This window comes from Serratia sp. BNK-17 (genome assembly GCF_048684935.1).
GTDB classification, from domain to species: Bacteria; Pseudomonadota; Gammaproteobacteria; order Enterobacterales; family Enterobacteriaceae; genus Serratia; species Serratia nematodiphila.
The window spans coordinates 4,749,251-4,770,866 of record NZ_JBLQTR010000001.1; the positions used below are offsets into that span (position 1 = coordinate 4,749,251).

A 21,616-nucleotide genomic window follows, 5' to 3' on the forward strand; every position below is an offset into this window, starting at 1 on the left:
GGCAATGCCCGACCTTTCTTTATGCATCAGAACCGCGATTATTTACCGGCGGCTTCAGCCTCTTGCTCGGCGGCGTATTCCGCGCAGACGCGCTTGTCGCCCCGCTCCAGCTCGGCCAGCGAGTCGGCCACGGTGTGGCGCGCCAGCACCGCGAGCGAAGCCTGCTCGGCCTCGTTCACCACCGATTTGAAATACCAGCAGGCGTTGGCGCTCACCAGGCAACGAGCCGGCACTTCAGGGCGGGAAGCCCAGATGCGCTTGTCGTCGATCACCGCCAGATAGATGTCCCGCAGGGTGATCTCTTCCGCCGGGCGGCCGAGGTGGATAGAGCCGTTTCGGCCCAGGGTGGAAACGATGATGCCGTCTTTGGTCAGCGGCACCATCAGTTTGCGGATAAAGCTGGGGTTGGCTTCCAGAGCGGCGGCGAGGGTGGCGCTCGTCGAACGCATGCCCTGCTTCTCAGCTACGGCGACGCTAAGGACCATTTGCAACGCTGTCGGAAAGCGAAAATCTAACATGTCGTTATCTCTGCGAGACGAAATACTCGGGTTTGGCCGGTGTGGCGATTGGCGCCGATAACACCGCTTAATTGCACAATAATATAACAAACGCAGGGGCTTTTTTGAAGTTTCGCCCAGCGATATCGCACGCAGACATTAGAACGATCGCAAACTTTTGGGCAGGCAGAAAACAGAAACCCGCGTCAATGTTAACGCCGCTCGCTTAACCGGGTTAAACGATCAGAACTAACACTGCCCGCGGGTTTAATTCGAATGTGGCGATCAGGCTCTGTTCAGCACCAGCTGGCCGTTTTTGTCCAACGGGATTTGCGTGCCCGGATCGTGATCCATGCGGATCTTGCCCTGCTGATTGCCGATCTTGTAGGTCACGTCATAGCCCAGCATTTTCTGGGACTTGTCGTAGACCGTTTTGCAACGCTGCTGAACGCTGGTGGTGACGTCGTTGTTCTGCATCGCCCCTTGCACCTGGTTGCCGGCGTAGCCGCCGCCCAGCGCGCCGACCACGGTCGCCACGTCGCGCCCGCGACCGCCGCCGAACTGGTGGCCAATCACGCCGCCCGCCACTGCGCCCAGCACAGAGCCGGCGATGCGGTTTTCATCCTGCACCGGTGCACGGTGTGTGACGGTGACGTTGCGGCATTCCTGACGCGGCGTTTTGATGGTTTCTTTAATCGGCGTTGCGGCGAGCACCTGCGCATATTGCGGACCGGCAGAAAAGACGTCCAGGCTGGCTACCGCGGCAATCCCCAGAGCGGCAGCGATACCAATTCCAACACCGGCTAACATTGACTTGTTCACAGGAAACCTCCTGAAAGTGTTACCACGCATTTTTTCCGGGGTCTGTTACCGGCTGGCACCGCGCTTATTATTTTGCGCATGGGCGGCTGGCGGTATCCCGGTTTACGGCGTGCGCGACGCGCCGTCTGTAAACGAGGTAAAGTCTGCACAATGATCTGAAGGCCCGCAATAAGACAAGGGGACCAAAAATGCGGGAAAACGGCCGTTTTCCCGTTGTTTAGGAGGAATCTTAAGAATTTTACCCATGCCAACGACGGCTTATGCAGAAGAATCAAGCAACCGCCGCCGTTAGCCTCGCGCCGCCATAAAAAAACCCGCGCGGGCGAACCGGCGCGGGTTGGTCGACAAAGGCGGGATCAGTGCATCTTCAGACGCGGACGGATCACCCGGTTAATGCCGCCCACCAGCATCATCAGGCCGGTTTTGATGTAGCCATGCAACGCTACCTGATGCATGCGGTACAGCGAGATGTAGACGAAACGCGCGATGCGCCCTTCCACCATCATAGAACCGCGCATCAGGTTGCCCATCAGGCTGCCGACGGTGCTGAAGCGCGACAGCGACACCAGCGAGCCGTGATCTTTATACACGTAAGGCTTCAGCGTCTGGCCGTTCATCAGCGCCAGAATATTGGTGGCGCAACGCGAAGCCATCTGGTGCGCCGACTGCGCGCGCGGCGGCACGAAACCGCCGCCCTCTTTCGGACAGGAAGCGCAGTCGCCGATGGCGAAGATGTTCGGATCGCGCGTGGTCTGCAGCGTCGGCTCCACCACCAGCTGGTTGATGCGGTTGGTTTCCAGGCCGCCGATGTCCTTCATAAAGTCCGGCGCCTTGATGCCGGCCGCCCACACCATCAGATCAGCGTCGATGAATTCGCCGCCCTTGGTGTTCAGCCCCTTGGCGTCCGCGCTGGTCACCATGGTGTTGGTCAGCACGCGCACGCCCAGTTTGATCAGCTCCTGGTGCGCGGCGGCGGAAATGCGCGGCGGCAGCGCCGGCAGGATGCGCTCGCCGGCTTCCACCAGCGTCACGTTGAGCGCGCTGTTGTCCAGGCCTTCAAAGCCGTAGCTGTGCAACTGCTTCACCGCGTTGTGCAGTTCGGCGGACAGTTCAACGCCGGTGGCGCCGCCGCCGACGATAGCGATGTTGACCCGCTCTTTTTGCCCCGGCTGCGCCGAGAACTTCAGGAACAGGTTGAGCATTTCGTTGTGGAAACGACGTGCCTGATGGGGGTTATCCAGGAAGATGCAGTGCTCTTTCACGCCTGGCGTACCGAAATCGTTCGAGGTGCTGCCCAACGCCATCACCAGAATGTCGTACGGCAATTCGCGCGCCGGCACCAGCTCGCCGCCCTGCTCGTCGCAGATCTGCGCCAGCTGCAGCGTTTGCGTCTCACGGTTGATGTTGGTCAACGACCCCAGCTGGAAGCTGAAATGGTGATTGCGCGCGTGCGCCAGGTAGCTGAGCGCATCTACGCCGTCATCGAGGGAACCGGTCGCCACTTCGTGCAACAGCGGTTTCCACAAATGGCTGTGGTTGCGATCCACCAACGTGATCTCGGCTTTGTTCTTGCGGCCAAGTTTATGGCCCAGGCTGGTCGCCAGCTCCAAACCACCGGCGCCGCCGCCAACAATAACGATTTTCTTCTTTGGCGTTGTCAAAATAACCCCCTAAATGTGAACCATTTGTTATCCCAGGGTAAATAAATAATATCCTTAGAATACATAGGGTTCGCTTAAAATAAATCGGCTCTCTGCAGCCAGAATAGCATGTGAGGTTATTTGGTCATACCAAAATTGACGTACATCAAATTTTTTTGGTTAAAGGCTGGACGCGGGTTTTTTTGGGGATTGTGATTCAAATAGTTAGCGCTGAGTCACAGTTTTAAATTTTGCCGATTGCCACACAGAATCTTGCTTTGACGTACAAAAAAGCCGCACTTTCCGCCGGTGAAAAACGGGGCGCGCGGCTCGCGGCAGCGTTATGAAACTGTTAACCCAGCGCCTTGAACGCCTTGAGCCGCTGCAGATGCGGAGAGATGTTTTTGAACTTGTGCGTCTGCTGTTCATCCCACACGATCTCGTAGTAGTGATGCAGCAATTCGGCGCTGCGCCGGTTATCCAGCACCTCGTCGTGGCGCGACAGCACCACCAGACAGCGATCGCGGTTTTTCTCGCGGAAATCCTCCACGCACTTGGTGGCGATATCGCGATACTCTTCCGGCCGGTCTATCTTGCCGTGCATGTGCTCTTCCGGGTACAGGTTGGGATTGAACATCGCCTGGCGAATGCCGCACAGGAAGCCGATGCGCTCCGCCCAGAAGCCGCCGAGGCCAACCCCGCAGATCAACGGGTGCGCATCGCCGCCCTGCTGCACCGCCTTGTCCACCTCTTTCAACAGATGCTGCATGTCGTGACGCGGATGCAGCGTGCTGTAGCTGATAAAGCGCACGTCCGGATCGATAAACTGCAGCTGTAATACCTTTTCATGATTGCCGGGACTGGTGGAATCGAAGCCGTGCAAATAGATAATCATGTGGATCCTCGCAACAAGCCAAGGGCCGCGGGCGCGGCCCTCATCATTTCCGCTCTGCGCCGCGATGCGGCACCTGGATTCACCCTTGCGAACGCTGCTTGTGCTCCTCCCAACGCTCGCTCAACGCGCTGAGCGCCTTGTGCGCCTGCTGCCAGCGCTCGGAGTCACGCAGTTCCTGACGGGTGAACTGACCGCGATGATATAACCGCTTCACCTTCTCTGCTTTGACCGGGGACAGGTTATCCAACACGCTGACCGCACCGGCGCGGTTGTTGCACACCAGAATCATGTCGCATCCGGCATCCAGCGCCGCCTGGCCGCGCTCGGCGTAGCTCCCCATGATGGCGGCGCCTTCCATCGACAGATCGTCGGAGAAGATCACGCCGTCGAAGCCCAGCTCCTGACGCAGGATCTGCTGCAGCCAGTAAGGCGAGCCGCTGGCCGGACGCGGGTCCGCTTCAGTATAGATGACGTGGGCCGGCATGACGGCGTCCAGCAGCTGGCGGTTGATCAGCTCGCGGAAGATCGCCATGTCGTGCTCGCGGATCTGCGCCAGCGGCCGCGGATCGCGCGGGGTTTCCTTGTGCGAATCGGCGCTGACGGCGCCGTGCCCCGGGAAGTGTTTGCCGGTGGTTTTCATGCCGGCGCTGTGCATGCCGAGGATGAAGCGCTCCGCCATCGCCAGCGCCTGCGGCGGATCGCTGTGGAACGAACGCTCGCCGATCGCCGCGCTGCCGTGGCCGATGTCCAGCACCGGCGCGAAGCTGATGTCGATATCCTGCGCGATCATCTCCGCCGCCATCAGCCAGCCGGCCTCCTGCGCCAGACGGCCGCCTTCCTGCGCATCGTGCAACGCGGCGAACGACTGCGCCGCCGGCAAACGGGTGAAACCCTCGCGGAAGCGCTGCACGCGCCCGCCCTCTTGGTCTACCGCCACCACCAGCCGATCGTGCGAGGCGGCGCGGATCTGGCGCACCAGCTCACGCAGTTGCTCCGCATCGTGGAAGTTACGGGTAAACAGGATCAATCCGCCAACCAGCGGGTGTTTCAAAATCTCGCGTTCTTCTGCATCCAGCTCGTAGCCGGCGACATCTAGCATTACTGGGCCCACGGGCACCTCACTTCATTTTGTTCGTTCAGAATTCAGATGATGATAAACAGAATCGCCGGCGCACCGCAGCGCCCCAGCGCAAAAATTCAACGTCGCCGCTCTGCTGCCAGCGCACTTCAAACCACAGCAGCATCAGATAATCCACCCACGGCAGCCAACGGCGCACCTGCGCCTGCAACCGGGCGACGTCGCGATAGCCCTGATGCGCGTAGTGCTGCAAAAAGCGCTGCTGCTGTTCGGCCGACCAGCCGTTGCTGCGAAACAGCGCGGCGATATCCAGTGCTATGTCGCCGTCGGCGGCATACTCCCAGTCGATCAGCCGCAGCTCTTCGCCGGTGGTGAGCAGATTGCCCGGATGGATATCCATGTGCAGCGGCGCCAGGCGCAGCGGCCGTGGCAAGGCGCTGCGTAAAAAATGACGCTGCAGGCGCAGCCAGGCGGGGGTTAAACGCCGCGTATCCAGCTGCTGCCAGTAGCGGAGGAATTGCCGCCGCAGATCCAGCCGGTAACCGCTGAGCGGCCGCCGATGCAGCGTCGCCACCATCGCCGCCAGCTCGCCGCGCTGATTCAGCGCGTCAAATTCGGAATTTGTGACAACGTCACCTTCAAGCCATTCGAGGATAAGCCACTGATTATTCTGTGCGAAAACCCGTGGCCCCAGCCCCGGCGCACAGCGACGCAGGACCTGCGCCTCCCGCCGCCTGCTCACGCCCAGCGCGCGTTTCTCCGCGCTATGTTGCCGCGCCAGCAGCGTGACGCCCGAGCCGTCGATGCGCCAGCTCTCGCCGGTCAGCCCCTGCACCGGGCTGAAATGACAACCGGCGGTATTCACCGCCGGCAGTCTGGTTTCCATCAATCGTCGCAGCGCGGCCTCAGCGTTTAACGGCGCCATTGCCCGACCAGACGATCTCGCCGGTTTGCACCAGCATCAGCTGCATATCCAGCGCCGGTGACTTCACGTCGCCGCTGACATCGCTGTACAGCACGTACTGCGCGCCGACGATGCGCGCCAGGCCAATCGCCTTACTGCGCGAGCCGAAGCTGTCATCCGCCGACAGGCCCAGCGTTTGTCTGGCGCTGGTCAGCTTCGCTTCCGGCACCACGCTGAAAGTGGAGTTCGACGCCAACGCCTTATACAGTGCCGCGGTGGCTTTGCCCATCTGCAGCGAGCCGTTGGTGTTGTTCTTGACGCTGTCCAGCAGCAGCACGCTGCCGGCCGTGACGCCATCGGCCTTCAACATCTGCCCCACCAGCGGCTGCACGCTGCCCAGCCAGTCGAGCTGCTGGATTTTCGGCGGCTGCGGCACCGGCTCGGTAGTTGGCGGCTGCGGCTGCTCCACCGGCGGCGTCGGCTGATCCGGCTCGACGGTGACCGGCGGCAACGGTTGTTCCGGCTCAGGCGGGCGCGACAGACAGCCGCTCAAGGTTAATGCGGCCAGCGCCACTAAGACGTACTTTTTCATGCTTTTTCTCCAAACCTGGCAAGCGCTTACAGGTACAGAAACAGACGCGCGCTTTTAGCGTCCAGATTGCCGTTAATCGAGTAGATTTTGGCGTCCGAGTCGGGTGCCACCACGATCTCACGCGGTTTCTCGAAGGGGCGAATATCCAGCCCCTGCGCGTCGTACCAATAGAAACGGTAATGTACGGTGACCGGCGTCGGCTGACTGTTATTGAGCACCGAGGTTGCCATCACCCGCCCGGAAGCGTTCGAAATCGAGGGCGTATCGGCCAGAATACCGGCGGTCAGCACCGAGGGATCCATCACCACCGTCTGCCCTTGGTTGACAGCGATGCCGGGCGGTGAGCTGCATCCCATCAACAACGCGGCGGGCAGCGCCAACGCCATCAGACCACGCAGAGTTTTTTTACCGCGCATGATTTCCTCGCTTAACGTGACAGCAGCGGCCCCAGCGAGCGGCCACCGACCAGGTGCATATGAATATGATAGACCTCCTGACCGGCGTGGCGGTTGCAGTTGACGATCAGGCGGTAGCCGTCCTCGGCGATGCCTTCCTGTTCGGCGATTTTCGCCGCGGCGGTGATCATGCGGCCCAGCGCGGCTTCGTGCTCCACGGTCACGTCGTTGACGGTTGGGATCAGCACGTTGGGAACGATCAGCACATGGGTGGGCGCCTGGGGGGAGATGTCACGGAAAGCGGTCACCAGTTCATCCTGGTAAACCACATCAGCAGGGATTTCGCGGCGGATAATTTTACTGAAAATCGTTTCTTCGGCCATCTGGCGTTCCTTGTTTTACACAATTAGCTGTACGCAGTATGAGTGACAAATTCTACTGCTTTCAACCTGATTGCGCACTTTCCACGTCGAGTGCTGCAGATTCGCGCAGCCCGGCCCCCCGCTTGTGCATCTTTTCACTTTGGTTATTCACTATTGTTGCTTTACTTGCCCCGCACCGCCGCCAATAGTAACTCCATGATTAACAAAGGATAGAGGGCGTTATGTTACCGAGAATTTCGGCGCTGTGCGCGCTGTTGCTGAGCGCCGCCGTGCAGGCGGCCACGACGGGCGGTATCGACCTGCAGGCTAACCGACAGCCGATACACGCAGAGAAGAATCCCGCCGCTATCGCGCTGATCCCGGCGAACTTTCACTTCGCGGTGCCAGGCAAGCTGACGGTGGCGGTGGCATTCGAGAACTCCCCGCCGCTGGCGCTGTTCGCCGAAGACAATAAAACGCTGATCGGCAGCGATCCGGACATCGCCCGCCTGGTGGCGGATAGCCTCGGACTGGAGCTGAATCTGGTGCCCACCTCCTGGGAAGATTGGCCGCTGGGCATCAGCACGGGCAAATACGATGCGGCAATCTTCAACATCGCCGTCACCAAACAGCGTAAAACCAAATTCGACTTCGCCACTTACCGAGTGGACACGCTGGGCTTTTACGTCAAATCCACCAGCCACATCACCGCGATCAACCGGCCGCAGGACGTCGCCGGTCTGCGGATCATCGTCGGATCCGGCACCAATCAGGAAAACATTCTGCTGGGATGGGATAAGCAAAATCGCGCCGCCGGGCTGCCGCCGGTACAACCGATCTACGTGACCGACGACGCCGCCACCAACCTCAGCATTCAGTCCGGGCGCGCCGATGCGTTCTTCGGCCCCCACTCCACCGGCGCCTACAAGGCGGCGCTGACCGGCAAAACCAAAATGGTCGGCATCGGCCCCAACGTGGCCTATGTCGCGGTCACCACCAAAAAAGGCAACGGGCTGGTGAACGCCATCAACGCCGCCGTCAACGGCGTCATCGTCAGCGGCGAATATGCGCAGGTGCTGGAACGCTGGGGCGAAGGCGACGAAAAGGTCGAGCGTTCCACCATCAACCCGCCGGGCATCGGCGACTAGCCGCCGATCAGCTGCGGCGCATGCCGACGCATCCACTCGGCCAGCGAGTCCAGCGTTGGCCGCAGCGATTTGCCCAGCGCGGTGACCTGATACTCCACCCGCGGCGGCACTTCGGGAAACACCTGCCGCGTCACCAGGCCGCGCTGTTCGAACAGCCGCAGCTGGCGCGTCAGCTCCTTCTGCGCAATGGGCGCCACCGCCCGCTGCAGCTCGCTGAATCGCACCGGGCCGTCGATCATGATCAGCCGGTACAAGATCGGTATCGCCCATTTGCCCGACACCAGATTGACGAAGTCCACCATCGGGCAGGGTTCGCCCGCCGTCGGCAAGGCCGCCAAATTATTTTCTGCCTCTAAGGGCGCTTGCGTCGTCATTTCATCCCTCCTCGTCCTTTAGTATCCAAAAGGTGCCTACTATGCAAAAGGAACTATAGCGCAAATAATGCCGTAACAGACGCTAAAGAGGAATCGGTTATGTCACGACTGCAAGGCAAATACGCATTGATTACCGGCGGCACCAGCGGCATCGGGCTGGAAACCGCTCGCCAGTTCATCGCCGAGGGCGCTTTGGTTGCGATCACCGGCCGCAGCCAACGCGCCCTGGACGCGGCGGGCCAGGCATTGGCGGACAAGGCGCTGTTGCTGCTGAGCGACGCCGGCGACATCCCACAGCAGCGCGCGCTGGCGCAGCAGTTGGAGCAGCGGTGGCCGCGGCTGGACGTGCTGTACATCAACGCCGGCGACGTCACGCATCGCCCGCTGCAGGAGTGGGATGAGCAAAGCTATCAGCGGCTGATGGACATCAATCTGAAGGGGCCGTTCTTTCTGATCCAGGCGCTGCTGCCGCTGCTGGCCAACCCTTCTTCGGTGATCCTGTGCGGTTCGGTCAGCGCCCATATCGGCCTGCCGCAGAGCAGCGCCTACGCCGCCAGCAAAGCCGGTTTGTTATCGCTGGCCAGAACGCTCTCCGGCGAGCTGCACGCGCGCGGCATTCGCGTTAATGGCCTCAGCCCCGGCCCGACCGAAACCCCGGCATTGGGTAAACTGGGGTTGGCGGAAGCGGACGAGCGGGCCTTACGCGACGATATCCGCGCGCTGGTGCCGATCGGCCGCATGGGCAGCGAGCTGGAGCTGGCCAAAGCGGCGGTGTTTCTGGCGGCGGACGAGTCGGCATTTATGGTCGGCGCGGAGCTGCAAATGGACGGCGGCGTGGGGAATTTATAATTTAGCGACGCGGCCGCGCCCCGCGCGGCCCGCAAGATCACCCCAATCCAGGGATGTCGACGCCAAAGGTCTGCAGCAGCAACACCACGTTGAGCAGCACGATCACCACCGTGCCGACCACCGCCGCCAGACTGGTCCAGCGGCCGTTGGCGAACTCGCCCATGATGTCGCGGCGGCGGGTGAACATCACCAGCGCGATCATCGGCGCCGGCAGCGCCAGGCTCAGCACCACCTGGCTGTAGACCAGCGCGTCGGTGGCGTTGACGCCCATCGCCACCACGATAAACGCCGGCACCATGGTCACCAGGCGGCGCACCCACACCGGAATGCGGAAGCCGACGAAGCCCTGCATGATCATTTGCCCGGCCATGGTACCCACCACCGAACTGGAAATGCCGGAGGCGATCAGCGAAGCCAGGAAGATGCCGGCCGCCGCCGCGCCGAACAGTGGCGTCAGCGTATGGTAGGCGGTGCCGATTTCGGCCACGTCGCTGTTACCGGCGTGGAAGGCGCTCGAGGCCATGATCACCATCGCAATATTCACCAGCCCGGCAAGCGCCAGCGCGATCACTACTTCAATATTGGAAAAACGCAGCAGCTTGCGCCGCTCGCCGTTGTCGCTGGCCGGGCTGCGGTGCTGAGTCAATCCCGAGTGCAGGAAAATGGCGTGCGGCATCACGGTGGCGCCGATAATGCCGACGGCGATGGTCAGCGCCTGGGCATCCGGCAACTGCGGCGTCACCATGCCGAGGCCGGCCGCCTGCCAGTCCACCGGCACGATGAACATCTCCACCAGGTAGCACAGCGCGATGATGCCCACCAGGCCACCAATCATCAGCTCGACCGGGCGGAAACCTTTCTTTTCCACCATCAACAGCGCATAAGTGATCACCGCCGTCACCCCCATCCCCGCCAGCAGCGGCATGTGGAACAGCAGCGCCAGCGCGATCGCCCCGCCGAGAAACTCCGCCAGATCGGTGGCCATCGCCGCCACTTCGCTGAGCAGCCACATGCCGATCACCACCGGCCGTGAAAACTGGTCGCGGCACATTTCCGCCAGATTGCGGTTGGTGACGATGCCCAGTTTGGCCGACAGCGCCTGGAACAGCATGGCGATCAGGTTGGCCATCACCACCACCCACAGCAGGCTGTAGCCGTATTTCGCCCCGGCCTGAATGTTGGTGGCGAAATTACCGGGATCCATATAGGCGATCGAGGCAATCACCGCCGGGCCGGCGAACAGCAACGGCGTGAAGGCGCCGCGCTTGCGTCCGGCAAGGGCGGCGCCAATCGCGATGTTGGTCCGTTCGGTTAACGATGGGGTGGTTGCCGCGTCACGCATGAATTACCCTTAATCTTTTACTGGTTATTTTTCCACCGGTCATGCTGACAATGTAGCATCGGCTACACTTTATGCAACAGGCGAAATTCATTGGCTTTGTGTAGAGATATTTCTAACTACCACAATGCGTGGCATCGAATTGATAATGTGTGCTATTTGGACTAACTTAGGGCAACCCTCCCCGCATTGCCGGGAGACGCCATTTTTATGCTTACAGGACGCCCCACGCTATGGTTACCCGCGCGCCAGATAACGCCGACCGCTCCGCCCTGACCGACATGCCGGACGAGGCCGAGCACGCCCTGCGTTTTAGCCGCGCCCGCGAAGCGCAGTCCAATGCGCTGATCGAAGATTACGTTGAGCTGATCGCCGATTTGCTGCAAAGCACCCGCGAAGCCAGAACCACCGATATCGCGCGCCGCTTTGGCGTGTCTCACCCGACGGCGATCAAAAATATCGCGCGGCTCAAAAGCGCCGGGCTGGTGGAGTCGCGCCCTTATCGCGGGGTGTTTTTAACCGAGGAAGGCGAACAGCTGGCGCAGAAGGTGCGCCGCCGTCACCGCATCGTGGTCGATCTGCTGATGTGCCTCGGGGTGCCGAGCGAAACCGCCGAGCTGGACAGCGAAGGGATTGAACACCATATCTCGGACGAAACGCTGGCGGTGTTCGAGCATTACCTGCAGCAGCACGCCAAACCCTGAGCCCCGGAGCGCCGATGAGCTACGCCGTGCAGCAAATTCATGATCTGCGCCTGGTGGTTTTCGCCGAGGCCGGGCCGATGCTGAAAGATGAAAATGACGTCAGCCTGTTTATCGCGCCCGCCTTTGAACACGAGGCCGGGGTGATCGTCCTCCCCGTCAGCCGCCTGGACGCCGCCTTTTTCCAGCTGAGGAGCGGCGTGGCCGGCGCCGTATTGCAGAAATTCATCAACTACCGCCTGCGCGTGGCGCTGCTGGGCGATATCACTCCCTGGCTGGCGCAAAGCAACGCGCTGCAAGATTTCGTGCGCGAAGCCAATCGCGGCGAACAGGTCTGGTTCCTCCCTTCTCTCGCCGAGCTCGAACAGCGCCTTGGCGCCTGACGGCAGGCAATAAAAAAGGGAGGCTTTCGCCTCCCTTGGTAACTCCCCTGCCTGAATCAGTGATTACGGATGTATTCGTCCATATCGGTTTTCAGGTTGTCGGACTTGGTGCCGAAGATGGCCTGCACGCCGGAGCCAGCGACGACTACGCCGGCTGCGCCCAGTTTCTTCAGGCCCGCCTGGTCAACTTTGGACACGTCGGCCACGCTGACGCGCAGACGGGTGATGCAAGCATCCAGGTTAGTGATGTTTTCTTTGCCGCCGAAGGCCTGAACCAGCGCCGCGGACATTTCGGAACCGCCCTGCGCAGACTGCTCGGCAGCGGTGTCTTCACGGCCCGGCGTTTTCAGATCCAGCTTGGCGATCAGCACACGGAAGATGGTGTAGTACACCAGACCGTAGACGATACCGACGATTGGGAACAGCCAGATTTTGCTGCTGTTGCCGCTCAGTACGATAAAGTCGATCAGGCCGTGCGAGAAGCTGGTGCCGTCACGCATGCCCAACAGAATGCAGATTGGGAACGCCAGACCGGCCAGGATAGCGTGGATCACGTACAGGATCGGCGCGACGAACATGAAGGAGAACTCGATCGGCTCGGTGATACCGGTCAGGAACGAGGTCAGCGCGGCGGAGATCATGATGCCGCCGACTTTCGCGCGGTTTTCCGGCTTGGCCGAGTGCCAGATGGCGATGGCCGCAGCAGGCAGACCGTACATTTTGAACAGGAAGCCGCCGGACAGTTTGCCCGCGGTTGGGTCACCCGCCATGTAACGAGGGATGTCGCCGTGGAACACCTGACCCGCCGCGTTGGTGAATTCACCAATCTGCATTTGGAACGGTACGTTCCAGATGTGGTGCAGACCGAACGGCACCAGAGCACGCTCAACCACGCCGTAAATGCCGAAGGCTACAACTGGGTTCTGGTAAGCCGCCCACTGCGAGAAGGTCTGGATAGCCGTACCGATCGGTGGCCAGATGAAGGACAGCACTACGCCCAGAACGATCGCCGCCAGACCGGAAATGATCGGCACGAAACGCTTACCGGCAAAGAAGCCCAGGTATTCCGGCAGTTGAATGCGGAAGAAGCGGTTGAACATATAGGCCGCGATGGCGCCGGAGATAATCCCCCCGAGCACGCCGGTATCCGCCAGGTGTTTGGCCGCAATCTCTTCAGCCGGCAGGTGCAGCACCAGCGGCGCAACCACCGCCATGGTTTTCACCATGATGCCGTAAGCCACCACCGCCGCCAGCGCGGAAACGCCGTCGTTGTTGGTGAAGCCCAAGGCGACGCCGATGGCGAAAATCAGCGGCATGTTGGCGAAGACCGAACCGCCCGCTTCCGCCATCACGTGGGAGACTACCGCAGGTAGCCAGCTAAAGTTGGCGGAACCGACGCCCAGCAGGATACCTGCGATAGGCAACACGGACACCGGCAGCATGAGCGATTTACCTACTTTTTGCAGGTTTGCAAATGCGTTCTTGAACATAGTTGAGTGTGCTCCTGAGTAATAATGCTTTGCTACTTCTTGTCGCGATACGTCGCGCTGCAAGGGGGGAGAAAAACCCCTGCAATTCAGGGTGTCTGAGCACCCCTTGAATTTATTACGCAGAGTAAAATAAATAGCCTGCGCAATGTTTGATGACAATCACGTTTCGATGATCGAGCCGCGGCAACTTTGCATAAACCGGCGTTTTTTTGGCAAAAGAGAGCAAAAAACGCGCACCAACCACCTTGAAACGGGAGGGAACCTTACCCGTTTCAGTGATTAATTACGAGCTTAAAAAAAATTACGCAGACAATGACCTACAGCTATAGCCTAGGTCAAAGATCACAGATCGAGGTGAAATAAGCGTGAAAAGTTGGCGGTGGTGGCTTCGGCCAGCTGTTCCAGGCTAACGCCCTTCAATACCGCCATGTATTCAGCCACATCGCGCACATAGGCGGGTTGGTTTTCTTTGCCGCGATGCGGCACCGGTGCCAGGTAAGGCGAGTCGGTTTCCACCAGAATGCGATCCAGCGGCACGTAACGTGCCACTTCGCGCAGCTGTTCGGCATTGCGGAAGGTCACGATGCCCGAGAAAGAGATGTAGAAGCCCAGATCCAGCAAGGTTTCGGCCGTGGCCAGATCTTCGGTGAAGCAGTGCAGCACGCCGCCGCAGTCCTGTGCATTCTCTTCACGCAGGATCGCCAGCGTGTCCGCGCGCGCGTCGCGGGTGTGGACGATCACCGGCTTGTTCAGATCCCGGCCGATGCGGATATGCTCGCGGAAAGAGTCCTGCTGCAGCTCAAGGTTATCCTTCTGGTAGAAGTAATCGAGCCCGGTCTCCCCCAGCGCCACCACCTGCTCCGCCGCCGCCAGGCGACGCAGCTCGGCATAATCATAGCCTTCTTCCAGGTTGAGCGGATGCACCCCGCAGGAGAAGGCCACATCGTCGCGCTTGCCGATCAGTTCGGTCATGGAGCGGTAGCCCGGCAGCGTGGTGGCGACCGCCAGCACATAGCCGACGTCGCGCGCTTTGGCCTTGGCCAGCGCGTCGTCCACATTCTGGTGCAGCGTTTGATAATCCAGGCCGTCAAGGTGGCAATGAGAATCGACTAACAACATAATTTTTAACTCTTTAACTTTACAGCGAGTGAGGGTGGGAATAGCCGGCGGCGCCAAGCATCTGTTCCCAGCGAAGTAACTGTTCGGTCAGCAGCAGCTCGCGGTTGACGCCCACCACGCTGAGCAACTGATGGCGGCAGCTCAGCCACTGTTGCACGATCTGTTGCAGCGAGGCGCTGCTCAACAGGCTGGCCAGCTGATGCACCAGCGGTTGCTGATCCTGATTCAATACATAGTGATGCGCGCCTTGCTGCCACTTCATGGCGTCCACCAGCAGCGCGCACAGCCAGTGCAGGCGCTCAGCGACGTCTTCATGGTTCAGCACCGGCAACATCGACAGCATATCGCGCTGCGGCAGCGCGGCGCTCAACGCGGCGCACAGCGCGCTGCGCTGCTGCCACTGCTGCGGCTGCAACAGCTGTTCGGCGGCCAGCGGCGCGCCGTCGTGCAGGCGCAGCGCCGTGAGGCGGTCCGTCTGAGAGCCGGCCGCCTGCCGGCTCAGCCACTGCAGGCTGAGTTGTTCATCCGGGCTGGCCAAATGCCAGTACAGGCAGCGGCTGCGCAGCGTCGCCATCAGCCGCGACGGCTCACGGCAACCCAGCAGGAAATAGGTTTTCTCCGGCGGCTCTTCCAGCGTTTTAAGCAGCGCGTTGGCCGCCGCCTCGGTCAGCTGTTCCGCCTGCGGCAGCCAAATCACCTTGGCGCCGCCCTGCTGCGCGTGGGCATACAGCGTTTCAATCACCTGGCGGATCGGTTCGATGCCCAGGCTGCTCTTGCCCTTTTCCGGCGCCAGCACGTGATAATCCGGGTGGTTGCCCGCCAGCATCAGCCGGCAGCTGTGGCACTCGCCGCAGCTTTTTTCACCGTTGCGCTGCTGGCAGATCAACCAGCGGCTCAGGCCGTAGGCCAGCGCGTCGTCACCGTTGCCCGCCGCCGCGTGCAGCAGCAGCGCATGATGGCCGCGGCCCTCGGCGTACTGCCCAATCAGCTGGCGATAAGGGCCATTCAGCCACGGATACCAGTTCATTATGCGCCTTCCTGCTGCCGCAGCCAGTGGCCGACGCAGTCGCGGATCGCCGCCGTCACCTGCTCCAACGGCTGGGCAGCGTCAACGGTGACGATGGTTTCATCCTGCGCCGCCAGCTCGAGATAGCGCGCGCGGGTGCGTTCGAAGAACGGCAGCGCCTCCTGTTCAATGCGATCCAGCTGGCCGCGCGCCTGTGCGCGTTGCAGGCCGACCAGAGGCGGCAGATCGAGATAAACCGTCAGATCCGGGCGGAAATCCCCCAGCACGGTGTCGCGCAGCGAGGTCATCAGCTGCGGATCCACGCCACGGCCGCCGCCCTGATAGGCTTGTGAAGAGAGATCGTGGCGATCGCCCACCACCCAGGCGCCACGCGCCAGGGCGGGTTTGATCACGGTTTCCACCAGCTGCACGCGCGCAGCGTACAGCATCAAGACTTCGGCCTTGATGGTCGGCAATTCGCCGTCGATGCCGCGCTTGAACAGATCGCGCAGTTTCTCCGCCAGCGGCGTGCCGCCGGGTTCACGGGTGAAGACGATGTCGTTGATGCCATGTTCACGCAGCACATTGACTACCGTGTCGCGCGCGGTGGTTTTACCCGCGCCTTCCAGCCCTTCGATAACAACGAATTTACTTTTCATTCTTTTCCTTTAACGCCTGACGGTACACGCGCACCGCCTGGTTATGACTCGCCAGATTGGTGGTGAAGGTATGCCCACCCTTGCCGTCAGCGACAAAATAGAGATAAGGCGTTTTGGCCGGATTGGCGGCCGCCTGCAACGAGGCCTCACCCGGCATGGCGATCGGCGTTGGCGGCAGGCCGGCGATCACATAGGTGTTATAAGGCGTCGGCGTCTCCAGATCCTTGCGCGTGATGTTGCCATTATAGCTTTCGCCCATGCCGTAGATCACCGTCGGATCGGTCTGCAGACGCATGCCGATACGCAAGCGGTTGACGAACACCGACGCCACCTTGCTGCGCTCTTCCGGGACCGCGGTCTCTTTCTCGACGATCGAAGCCATGGTCAGCAGGTCCTCCGGCGTTTTGTACGGCAGGCTGGTGTCGCGGCCGGCCCAGGCGGCCTGCAGCGCTTTGTTCATGCGCACGTGCGCGCGTTTGAGCAACGCGATGTCGCTCATGCCGGCGGTATACTGATAGGTATCCGGGTACAAATGCCCTTCCGGGGTTTCTCCCGCAGGAATGCCGAGCGCAGCGGCGATCTCCGCTTCGCTCTTGCCCGCCAGGGTGTGTTTCAGGTATTTGGACTGCTGCAACACCTGCTGCCAGTCACGCAGGCGTGAGCCTTCGATAAAGCGTGCGGTGAACTGCGCCTCTTTGCCGCTGGCCAACAGTTTCAGCATCTGGCGCACCGTCATGCCCGGCGTGAACCGGTAGGTACCGGCTTTAAACTCCGCCAGCTCCGGCTCCAGTTTCAGCAGCCACTGGAACCAGCGGCCGTTGCGCACCAGTTTATCGCGCACCAGCAACCCTTCGAGCGCTACCCGGCCGGTGCCGGCAGGCAGTTTGAAGATGGTCTCTTGCTGGATGGCAAGCGGCGTATCGGCAAAGCGTTCGATCTTCTGGTAGCCCCAAAACAGCAGCGCTAATACCAGAACAACAATAACAGACAGGACCTTCAGCTTTCTTTTCTTCATCAATCAGCCATGGTTAACAGTGTGGACGCAAAAAATCATACAGCTGGCGCGAAGCATAACGCCATGATTGCGCAGCGTTTACCGGCAGCAGCGGCATCAGCGCATTGCTCACCAGCACTTCGTCGGCATCGGCCAGCGTCTCCAGCGGTTCACTGACGCACTGTAAACGGTATTCCGAGCCCGCCAGCAGCGCGATCACCCGCCGCCGCATCAGGCCCGCGACGCCGGCCTGGCTCAGATCCGGGGTAAATACCGCTTTTCCCTTACGCCAGAACAAATTAGCCGCACAGCATTCCACCAGCATACCGGCAGTGTCAAGTACCAGCGCCTCGTCGGCGGCCGTCTGGTCAAGATGCGCGCGGATCAGCACCTGCTCCAGGCGGTTCAAATGCTTCAACCCCGCCAGCAGCGGATTGCGCGCCAGCGCCACCGGGCTGAGCGCAAGCGTAATGCCCTGCTCGCGCCACTGCAAATAGTGCGCAGGGTAGCTACTGCGGGCAACAATGCGCGTCGGGTTTTCGCACCCCGTCGGGCTGTAACCCCGCCCGCCGCTGCCGCGCGTCAGTATCGCTTTGACCACGCCGAGCGGAATTGATTCGGCCGCCAGCGCCATCTCCCGCTCGAAAGCCAGCCAATCTGTGGCAGGCAGCATCAACCGCTGCGCCGCTTGCTGCAACCGCTCCAGATGCCAGGGCAGCAGCTCGATTTTACCGTCGATAACCCGGGCGGTAGTAAAGCAGCCATCGCCGAACTGCAGGCCGCGATCGCTCGGCGCCAGCGCATCGTGGCGTTGTCCGTTAATCCAGTACATGCTTCCTCCTGTTGCCGGGTGATTTCATTACGCTCGCAGAATAGCAGGCGGCGAGACGATACGCAGCCCCGCCGGCGGCCAAACGGCAGGCGTAAAAAAGCCCGGTTAAAAAACCGGGCTTTTCGTCAGCTATCCACAGCGCGAGTTATACTCGGCGGAAGATCAGCGAGCCGTTGGTGCCGCCGAAGCCGAAGGAGTTACACAAGGTGTACTCCATATCGCTGACCTGGCGCGCTTCGTGAGGCACGAAGTCCAGATCGCAACCTTCATCCGGGTTATCCAGGTTGATGGTTGGCGGTACCGCCTGATCGCGCAGCGCCAGCACGGTGAAGATGGACTCGATCGCGCCTGCCGCACCCAACAGGTGGCCAGTCATCGATTTGGTCGAGCTCACCAGCACGCGGTGGGCGTCGGCACCGAAGACGGATTTCACCGCCTGCGCTTCCGCCTGGTCACCCGCCGGCGTAGAGGTGCCGTGCGCATTGATGTAGCCGATTTGTGACGGGGTCACACCGGCGTCAAGCAGGGCATTTTCCATCGCCAGCGCAGCGCCCGCGCCGTTTTCCGGCGGTGACGTCATGTGATAAGCATCGCTGCTCATCCCAAAGCCCACCACTTCGGCGTAGATTTTCGCGCCGCGTTTTTTCGCATGTTCGTACTCTTCCAGCACCATCATGCCGGCGCCGTCGCCCAGCACGAAGCCGTCGCGGTCTTTATCCCACGGACGGCTCGCCGCCTGCGGGTTGTCATTACGGGTGGACAGGGCGCGCGCTGCGCCAAAGCCGCCGACGCCCAATGGGGTGCTGGCTTTCTCTGCCCCACCGGCCAGCATCACGTCAGCATCATTGTAAGCAATGATACGCGCCGCATGGCCGATGTTGTGCACACCTGAAGTACAGGCGGTGGCGATGGAAATGCTTGGGCCACGCATGCCGTACATGATTGTCAGGTGGCCTGCAATCATATTCACGATGGTGGATGGCACGAAGAACGGACTGATTTTCCGTGGGCCACCGTTAACCAGTGAACTGTGGTTTTCTTCAATCAAACCCAGGCCGCCGATGCCGGAACCGATCGCGGCTCCAATGCGGGTGGCGTTAGCCTCGGTGATGTCCAGACCTGCATCCTGCATGGCTTGCATGCCGGCAGCGATACCGTACTGGATAAAGGCGTCCATCTTGCGCGCATCTTTGCGAGAGATGAAATCCTCAGAATTAAAATTCTTTACCAGGCCAGCAAACTTGGTCGCATAGGCAGTGGTATCGAAATGGTCGATCAGGCTGATGCCACTCTGACCGGCAAGAAGAGCGTTCCACGTGGACTCTACCGTATTGCCGACAGGAGACAACATGCCCAGTCCGGTCACAACTACTCGACGCTTAGACACGTTTGTCCTCCAGGGAGGGAAAAATATGACACTAGGGATAGAAAAAACTTAGGCGGTCGAACGACCGCCTAGATATGTTCTCTTACTGCTGGCTAGCGTTGATGAAATCAATAGCTGCCTGAACAGTAGTGATCTTCTCAGCTTCTTCGTCTGGAATCTCGGTGTCGAATTCTTCTTCCAGTGCCATTACCAGCTCAACGGTGTCAAGAGAATCAGCGCCCAGATCTTCAACGAAAGAAGCGTTGTTCAAAACTTCTTCCTGTTTAACACCCAGTTGCTCAACAATGATTTTCTTAACGCGTTCTTCGATAGTGCTCATACTCTTAAATTTCCTATCAAAACTCGCTTTCGCGATGGTTTTCGTAGTGTATAAAATGCTGAAAAAGATGCAACTAAATCCCGGCTGGTCAAACCACGATTTTACGCTATTTTGCGGTTTTTGCCTCAAATAACGCAAATGGTTTTCACATTTTTTAAATCATGTACATGCCGCCATTGACATGTAACGTTTCACCGGTGATATAGCCGGCCTCATCAGAGGCCAAAAATGCAACAGCGCTGGCGATTTCTTTAGCATCGCCCAGCCGGTTGGCTGGAACTGATGACAAAATGCCTGCGCGTTGATCATCTGTCAACGCCCGTGTCATGTCCGTCTCAATAAAGCCAGGTGCCACGACGTTGACCGTAATGCCACGCGAAGCAACTTCACGTGCCAAAGATTTGCTAAAACCAATCAGACCGGCTTTAGCCGCCGCGTAGTTCGCCTGCCCTGCGTTCCCCATGGTGCCGACAACGGAACCGATGGTGATGATACGGCCAAACCGCTTTTTCATCATAGCGCGCATTACCGCTTTTGACAGGCGGAATACGGAAGTCAGGTTGGTGTCGAGGATATCCTCCCACTCATCATCCTTCATACGCATCAGCAGGTTATCACGCGTGATGCCGGCATTATTCACTAAAATGTCGATTTCGCCAAATTCGGCGCGAATCGATGCCAACACGCTGTCGATAGATTGCGCATCAACAACGTTCAACATAAACCCTTTGCCGTTTGCGCCCAGGTAGCCGCTGATCGCCTCAGCGCCGCTCTCGCTGGTCGCGGTGCCGATCACTTTGGCGCCGCGTGCTACAAACGTTTCTGCAATGGCTCGGCCAATACCGCGGCTCGCGCCGGTGACCAGAACGATTTTACCTTCGAAGCTCATCATTTTCCTCTTTATTGTTCAAGCGCCGCCGACAGGCTGGCGGTGTCGTTCACCGCCGCAGCCGTCAGGGTGTCAACAATACGTTTAGTCAGACCGGTCAGCACTTTGCCCGGCCCCACTTCCAGCAGCGACGTCACTCCCTGTGCTGCGATAAATTCTACGCTCTCGGTCCAACGCACCGGGCTGTAAAGCTGACGCACCAGCGCGCTGCGGATCGCTTCAGGATCGTTTTCGGTGCGTACGTCGACGTTGTTCACCACCGGCACCTGAGGCGCGTTGAAGGTGATGTCCTGCAGCGCCACGGCCAGCTTGTCGGCGGCCGGTTTCATCAGCGCGCAGTGCGAAGGCACGCTCACCGGCAGCGGCAGCGCACGTTTGGCGCCCGCGGCTTTACAGGCGGCGCCCGCACGTTCAACCGCTTCTTTGTTGCCGGCGATGACCACCTGGCCCGGCGAGTTGAAGTTGACCGGAGAAACCACCTGCCCCTGCGCGGACTCTTCACACGCCTTGGCGATCGCGTCGTTGTCCAGACCGATGATGGCGTACATCGCGCCGGTGCCTTCCGGCACCGCTTCCTGCATCAGCTTGCCGCGCAGCTCGACCAGACGGATCGCCGCCTTGAAGTCCAGCACGCCGGCGCAGACCAGCGCCGAGTACTCGCCCAGGCTGTGGCCCGCCATCAGCGCAGGCGCTTTACCGCCCTGCTGCTGCCACACGCGGAAAATCGCCACCGAAGCGGCCAACAGAGCCGGTTGGGTCTGCCAGGTTTTGTTCAGTTCTTCCGCCGGACCTTGCTGCACCAGCTGCCACAGGTCGTAACCCAGGGAGGAAGAAGCCTCGCCGAAGGTTTCTTCGACGATCGGGAACTGTGCGGCCAACTCGGCCAGCATGCCAACGGTCTGCGACCCCTGACCCGGGAAAACAAAAGCAAATTGCGTCATT

General features: G+C 60.3%; 25 protein-coding genes. 4 read left to right on the forward strand and 21 right to left on the reverse strand.

The window, feature by feature from the left end; translation table 11 throughout:
- Nucleotides 1–38 precede the first annotated feature (38 nt).
- From ACMGF7_RS22715 to hinT, 9 genes are all read right to left on the reverse strand, one after another.
- The gene (locus ACMGF7_RS22715) at nt 39–518 is read right to left on the reverse strand and encodes an RrF2 family transcriptional regulator (protein ID WP_171453785.1); all 480 of its coding nucleotides are present in this window, start codon (nt 516–518) and stop codon (nt 39–41) included.
- 264 nt (nt 519–782) lie between these two features.
- Nucleotides 783–1,319, reverse strand: coding sequence for a glycine zipper 2TM domain-containing protein (locus ACMGF7_RS22720; protein ID WP_004928798.1), 537 nt, complete (start codon nt 1,317–1,319; stop codon nt 783–785).
- A 356-nt stretch (nt 1,320–1,675) separates the two neighbouring features.
- On the reverse strand, nt 1,676–2,980 hold the full coding sequence (locus ACMGF7_RS22725) for an NAD(P)/FAD-dependent oxidoreductase (RefSeq protein ID WP_004928794.1): 1,305 nt from the start codon (nt 2,978–2,980) through the stop codon (nt 1,676–1,678).
- Nucleotides 2,981–3,311: 331 nt separating this feature from the next.
- Nucleotides 3,312–3,854, reverse strand: a complete 543-nt coding sequence (ycfP, locus tag ACMGF7_RS22730; RefSeq protein WP_015377468.1) for an alpha/beta hydrolase YcfP — start codon at nt 3,852–3,854, stop codon at nt 3,312–3,314.
- 79 nt (nt 3,855–3,933) lie between these two features.
- Complete coding sequence (gene nagZ / locus ACMGF7_RS22735; RefSeq protein WP_021504926.1) at nt 3,934–4,953, reverse strand: beta-N-acetylhexosaminidase; 1,020 nt, start codon at nt 4,951–4,953, stop codon at nt 3,934–3,936.
- Nucleotides 4,954–4,990: 37 nt separating this feature from the next.
- Complete coding sequence (gene thiK, locus ACMGF7_RS22740) at nt 4,991–5,857, reverse strand: thiamine kinase (RefSeq protein ID WP_015377466.1); 867 nt, start codon at nt 5,855–5,857, stop codon at nt 4,991–4,993.
- Nucleotides 5,838–6,428 carry a penicillin-binding protein activator LpoB gene (gene lpoB, locus ACMGF7_RS22745; protein ID WP_021504924.1) on the reverse strand — a complete coding sequence of 197 codons (591 nt, stop codon included), beginning with the start codon at nt 6,426–6,428 and terminating at the stop codon, nt 5,838–5,840. The genes thiK and lpoB overlap by 20 nt, the downstream gene beginning before the upstream one ends.
- Before the next feature lie 26 nt (nt 6,429–6,454).
- Nucleotides 6,455–6,844 (reverse strand): YcfL family protein, encoded by a 390-nt coding sequence (locus tag ACMGF7_RS22750; protein WP_049241725.1) that lies wholly within the window; start codon nt 6,842–6,844, stop codon nt 6,455–6,457.
- 11 nt (nt 6,845–6,855) lie between these two features.
- A complete protein-coding gene (gene hinT / locus ACMGF7_RS22755; RefSeq protein ID WP_004928776.1) occupies nt 6,856–7,206 on the reverse strand; it encodes a purine nucleoside phosphoramidase in 351 nt (116 codons plus the stop codon).
- A 221-nt stretch (nt 7,207–7,427) separates the two neighbouring features.
- Here hinT and ACMGF7_RS22760 point away from each other — a divergent pair, with 221 nt between their 5' ends.
- Entirely contained in the window at nt 7,428–8,333 is a 906-nt protein-coding gene (locus tag ACMGF7_RS22760) for a transporter substrate-binding domain-containing protein (RefSeq protein WP_049241728.1), read from the forward strand.
- On the opposite strand, the gene ACMGF7_RS22765 is transcribed toward ACMGF7_RS22760, so the two are convergent.
- Entirely contained in the window at nt 8,330–8,707 is a 378-nt protein-coding gene (locus ACMGF7_RS22765; protein WP_075685547.1) for a winged helix-turn-helix transcriptional regulator, read from the reverse strand. The genes ACMGF7_RS22760 and ACMGF7_RS22765 overlap by 4 nt on opposite strands.
- Before the next feature lie 99 nt (nt 8,708–8,806).
- Here ACMGF7_RS22765 and ACMGF7_RS22770 point away from each other — a divergent pair, with 99 nt between their 5' ends.
- Nucleotides 8,807–9,556, forward strand: a complete 750-nt coding sequence (locus tag ACMGF7_RS22770) for an SDR family oxidoreductase (protein ID WP_164095221.1) — start codon at nt 8,807–8,809, stop codon at nt 9,554–9,556.
- 37 nt (nt 9,557–9,593) lie between these two features.
- Here ACMGF7_RS22770 and ACMGF7_RS22775 read toward each other — a convergent pair whose 3' ends face one another.
- A complete protein-coding gene (locus ACMGF7_RS22775) occupies nt 9,594–10,898 on the reverse strand; it encodes an Nramp family divalent metal transporter (RefSeq protein WP_004928764.1) in 1,305 nt (434 codons plus the stop codon).
- 230 nt (nt 10,899–11,128) lie between these two features.
- Between ACMGF7_RS22775 and mntR the strand changes: the two genes are divergently transcribed.
- On the forward strand, nt 11,129–11,599 hold the full coding sequence (gene mntR / locus ACMGF7_RS22780) for a manganese-binding transcriptional regulator MntR (protein ID WP_015377460.1): 471 nt from the start codon (nt 11,129–11,131) through the stop codon (nt 11,597–11,599).
- 14 nt (nt 11,600–11,613) lie between these two features.
- Nucleotides 11,614–11,979 carry a DUF4180 domain-containing protein gene (locus tag ACMGF7_RS22785; protein ID WP_197763596.1) on the forward strand — a complete coding sequence of 122 codons (366 nt, stop codon included), beginning with the start codon at nt 11,614–11,616 and terminating at the stop codon, nt 11,977–11,979.
- A gap of 56 nt (nt 11,980–12,035) precedes the next feature.
- On the opposite strand, the gene ptsG is transcribed toward ACMGF7_RS22785, so the two are convergent.
- From ptsG to fabD, 10 genes are all read right to left on the reverse strand, one after another.
- Complete coding sequence (gene ptsG / locus ACMGF7_RS22790; RefSeq protein ID WP_015377458.1) at nt 12,036–13,469, reverse strand: PTS glucose transporter subunit IIBC; 1,434 nt, start codon at nt 13,467–13,469, stop codon at nt 12,036–12,038.
- A gap of 342 nt (nt 13,470–13,811) precedes the next feature.
- On the reverse strand, nt 13,812–14,588 hold the full coding sequence (locus tag ACMGF7_RS22795) for a metal-dependent hydrolase (protein ID WP_164095222.1): 777 nt from the start codon (nt 14,586–14,588) through the stop codon (nt 13,812–13,814).
- Nucleotides 14,589–14,607: 19 nt separating this feature from the next.
- On the reverse strand, nt 14,608–15,615 hold the full coding sequence (holB, locus tag ACMGF7_RS22800) for a DNA polymerase III subunit delta' (RefSeq protein WP_164095223.1): 1,008 nt from the start codon (nt 15,613–15,615) through the stop codon (nt 14,608–14,610).
- Entirely contained in the window at nt 15,615–16,253 is a 639-nt protein-coding gene (tmk, locus tag ACMGF7_RS22805; protein WP_016928188.1) for a dTMP kinase, read from the reverse strand. Before tmk ends, holB begins: the two co-directional genes overlap by 1 nt.
- Complete coding sequence (mltG, locus tag ACMGF7_RS22810) at nt 16,243–17,268, reverse strand: endolytic transglycosylase MltG (protein WP_047727793.1); 1,026 nt, start codon at nt 17,266–17,268, stop codon at nt 16,243–16,245. Before mltG ends, tmk begins: the two co-directional genes overlap by 11 nt.
- 13 nt (nt 17,269–17,281) lie before the next feature.
- Nucleotides 17,282–18,079 carry an aminodeoxychorismate lyase gene (gene pabC / locus ACMGF7_RS22815; protein WP_049197997.1) on the reverse strand — a complete coding sequence of 266 codons (798 nt, stop codon included), beginning with the start codon at nt 18,077–18,079 and terminating at the stop codon, nt 17,282–17,284.
- 145 nt (nt 18,080–18,224) lie between these two features.
- Entirely contained in the window at nt 18,225–19,466 is a 1,242-nt protein-coding gene (gene fabF / locus ACMGF7_RS22820; RefSeq protein WP_015377452.1) for a beta-ketoacyl-ACP synthase II, read from the reverse strand.
- 82 nt (nt 19,467–19,548) lie between these two features.
- The gene (gene acpP / locus ACMGF7_RS22825; RefSeq protein ID WP_004719003.1) at nt 19,549–19,785 is read right to left on the reverse strand and encodes an acyl carrier protein; all 237 of its coding nucleotides are present in this window, start codon (nt 19,783–19,785) and stop codon (nt 19,549–19,551) included.
- Between the two features lie 154 nt (nt 19,786–19,939).
- Nucleotides 19,940–20,674 carry a 3-oxoacyl-ACP reductase FabG gene (gene fabG / locus ACMGF7_RS22830; RefSeq protein WP_004928729.1) on the reverse strand — a complete coding sequence of 245 codons (735 nt, stop codon included), beginning with the start codon at nt 20,672–20,674 and terminating at the stop codon, nt 19,940–19,942.
- An 11-nt stretch (nt 20,675–20,685) separates the two neighbouring features.
- A complete protein-coding gene (gene fabD, locus ACMGF7_RS22835; protein ID WP_060424707.1) occupies nt 20,686–21,615 on the reverse strand; it encodes an ACP S-malonyltransferase in 930 nt (309 codons plus the stop codon).
- Between the last annotated feature and the right edge of the window lies 1 nt (nt 21,616).

Excerpts from the sequence above, each read along its gene's own strand:
- mltG (WP_047727793.1), bottom strand. The coding sequence starts at position 17,268 with ATGAAGAAAAGAAAGCTGAAGGTCCTGTCTGTTATTGTTGTTCTGGTA.
- ACMGF7_RS22750 (WP_049241725.1), bottom strand. The coding sequence starts at position 6,844 with ATGCGCGGTAAAAAAACTCTGCGTGGTCTGATGGCGTTGGCGCTGCCC.
- ACMGF7_RS22770 (WP_164095221.1), top strand. The coding sequence starts at position 8,807 with ATGTCACGACTGCAAGGCAAATACGCATTGATTACCGGCGGCACCAGC.
- ACMGF7_RS22760 (WP_049241728.1), top strand. The coding sequence starts at position 7,428 with ATGTTACCGAGAATTTCGGCGCTGTGCGCGCTGTTGCTGAGCGCCGCC.
- lpoB (WP_021504924.1), bottom strand. The coding sequence starts at position 6,428 with ATGAAAAAGTACGTCTTAGTGGCGCTGGCCGCATTAACCTTGAGCGGC.
- holB (WP_164095223.1), bottom strand. The coding sequence starts at position 15,615 with ATGAACTGGTATCCGTGGCTGAATGGCCCTTATCGCCAGCTGATTGGG.
- ACMGF7_RS22785 (WP_197763596.1), top strand. The coding sequence starts at position 11,614 with ATGAGCTACGCCGTGCAGCAAATTCATGATCTGCGCCTGGTGGTTTTC.
- fabG (WP_004928729.1), bottom strand. The coding sequence starts at position 20,674 with ATGAGCTTCGAAGGTAAAATCGTTCTGGTCACCGGCGCGAGCCGCGGT.
- pabC (WP_049197997.1), bottom strand. The coding sequence starts at position 18,079 with ATGTACTGGATTAACGGACAACGCCACGATGCGCTGGCGCCGAGCGAT.
- tmk (WP_016928188.1), bottom strand. The coding sequence starts at position 16,253 with ATGAAAAGTAAATTCGTTGTTATCGAAGGGCTGGAAGGCGCGGGTAAA.
- acpP (WP_004719003.1), bottom strand. The coding sequence starts at position 19,785 with ATGAGCACTATCGAAGAACGCGTTAAGAAAATCATTGTTGAGCAACTG.
- ptsG (WP_015377458.1), bottom strand. The coding sequence starts at position 13,469 with ATGTTCAAGAACGCATTTGCAAACCTGCAAAAAGTAGGTAAATCGCTC.
- fabD (WP_060424707.1), bottom strand. The coding sequence starts at position 21,615 with ATGACGCAATTTGCTTTTGTTTTCCCGGGTCAGGGGTCGCAGACCGTT.
- thiK (WP_015377466.1), bottom strand. The coding sequence starts at position 5,857 with ATGGCGCCGTTAAACGCTGAGGCCGCGCTGCGACGATTGATGGAAACC.
- hinT (WP_004928776.1), bottom strand. The coding sequence starts at position 7,206 with ATGGCCGAAGAAACGATTTTCAGTAAAATTATCCGCCGCGAAATCCCT.
- mntR (WP_015377460.1), top strand. The coding sequence starts at position 11,129 with ATGGTTACCCGCGCGCCAGATAACGCCGACCGCTCCGCCCTGACCGAC.
- ACMGF7_RS22795 (WP_164095222.1), bottom strand. The coding sequence starts at position 14,588 with ATGTTGTTAGTCGATTCTCATTGCCACCTTGACGGCCTGGATTATCAA.
- ACMGF7_RS22715 (WP_171453785.1), bottom strand. The coding sequence starts at position 518 with ATGTTAGATTTTCGCTTTCCGACAGCGTTGCAAATGGTCCTTAGCGTC.
- ACMGF7_RS22765 (WP_075685547.1), bottom strand. The coding sequence starts at position 8,707 with ATGACGACGCAAGCGCCCTTAGAGGCAGAAAATAATTTGGCGGCCTTG.
- ycfP (WP_015377468.1), bottom strand. The coding sequence starts at position 3,854 with ATGATTATCTATTTGCACGGCTTCGATTCCACCAGTCCCGGCAATCAT.
- ACMGF7_RS22775 (WP_004928764.1), bottom strand. The coding sequence starts at position 10,898 with ATGCGTGACGCGGCAACCACCCCATCGTTAACCGAACGGACCAACATC.
- nagZ (WP_021504926.1), bottom strand. The coding sequence starts at position 4,953 with ATGCTAGATGTCGCCGGCTACGAGCTGGATGCAGAAGAACGCGAGATT.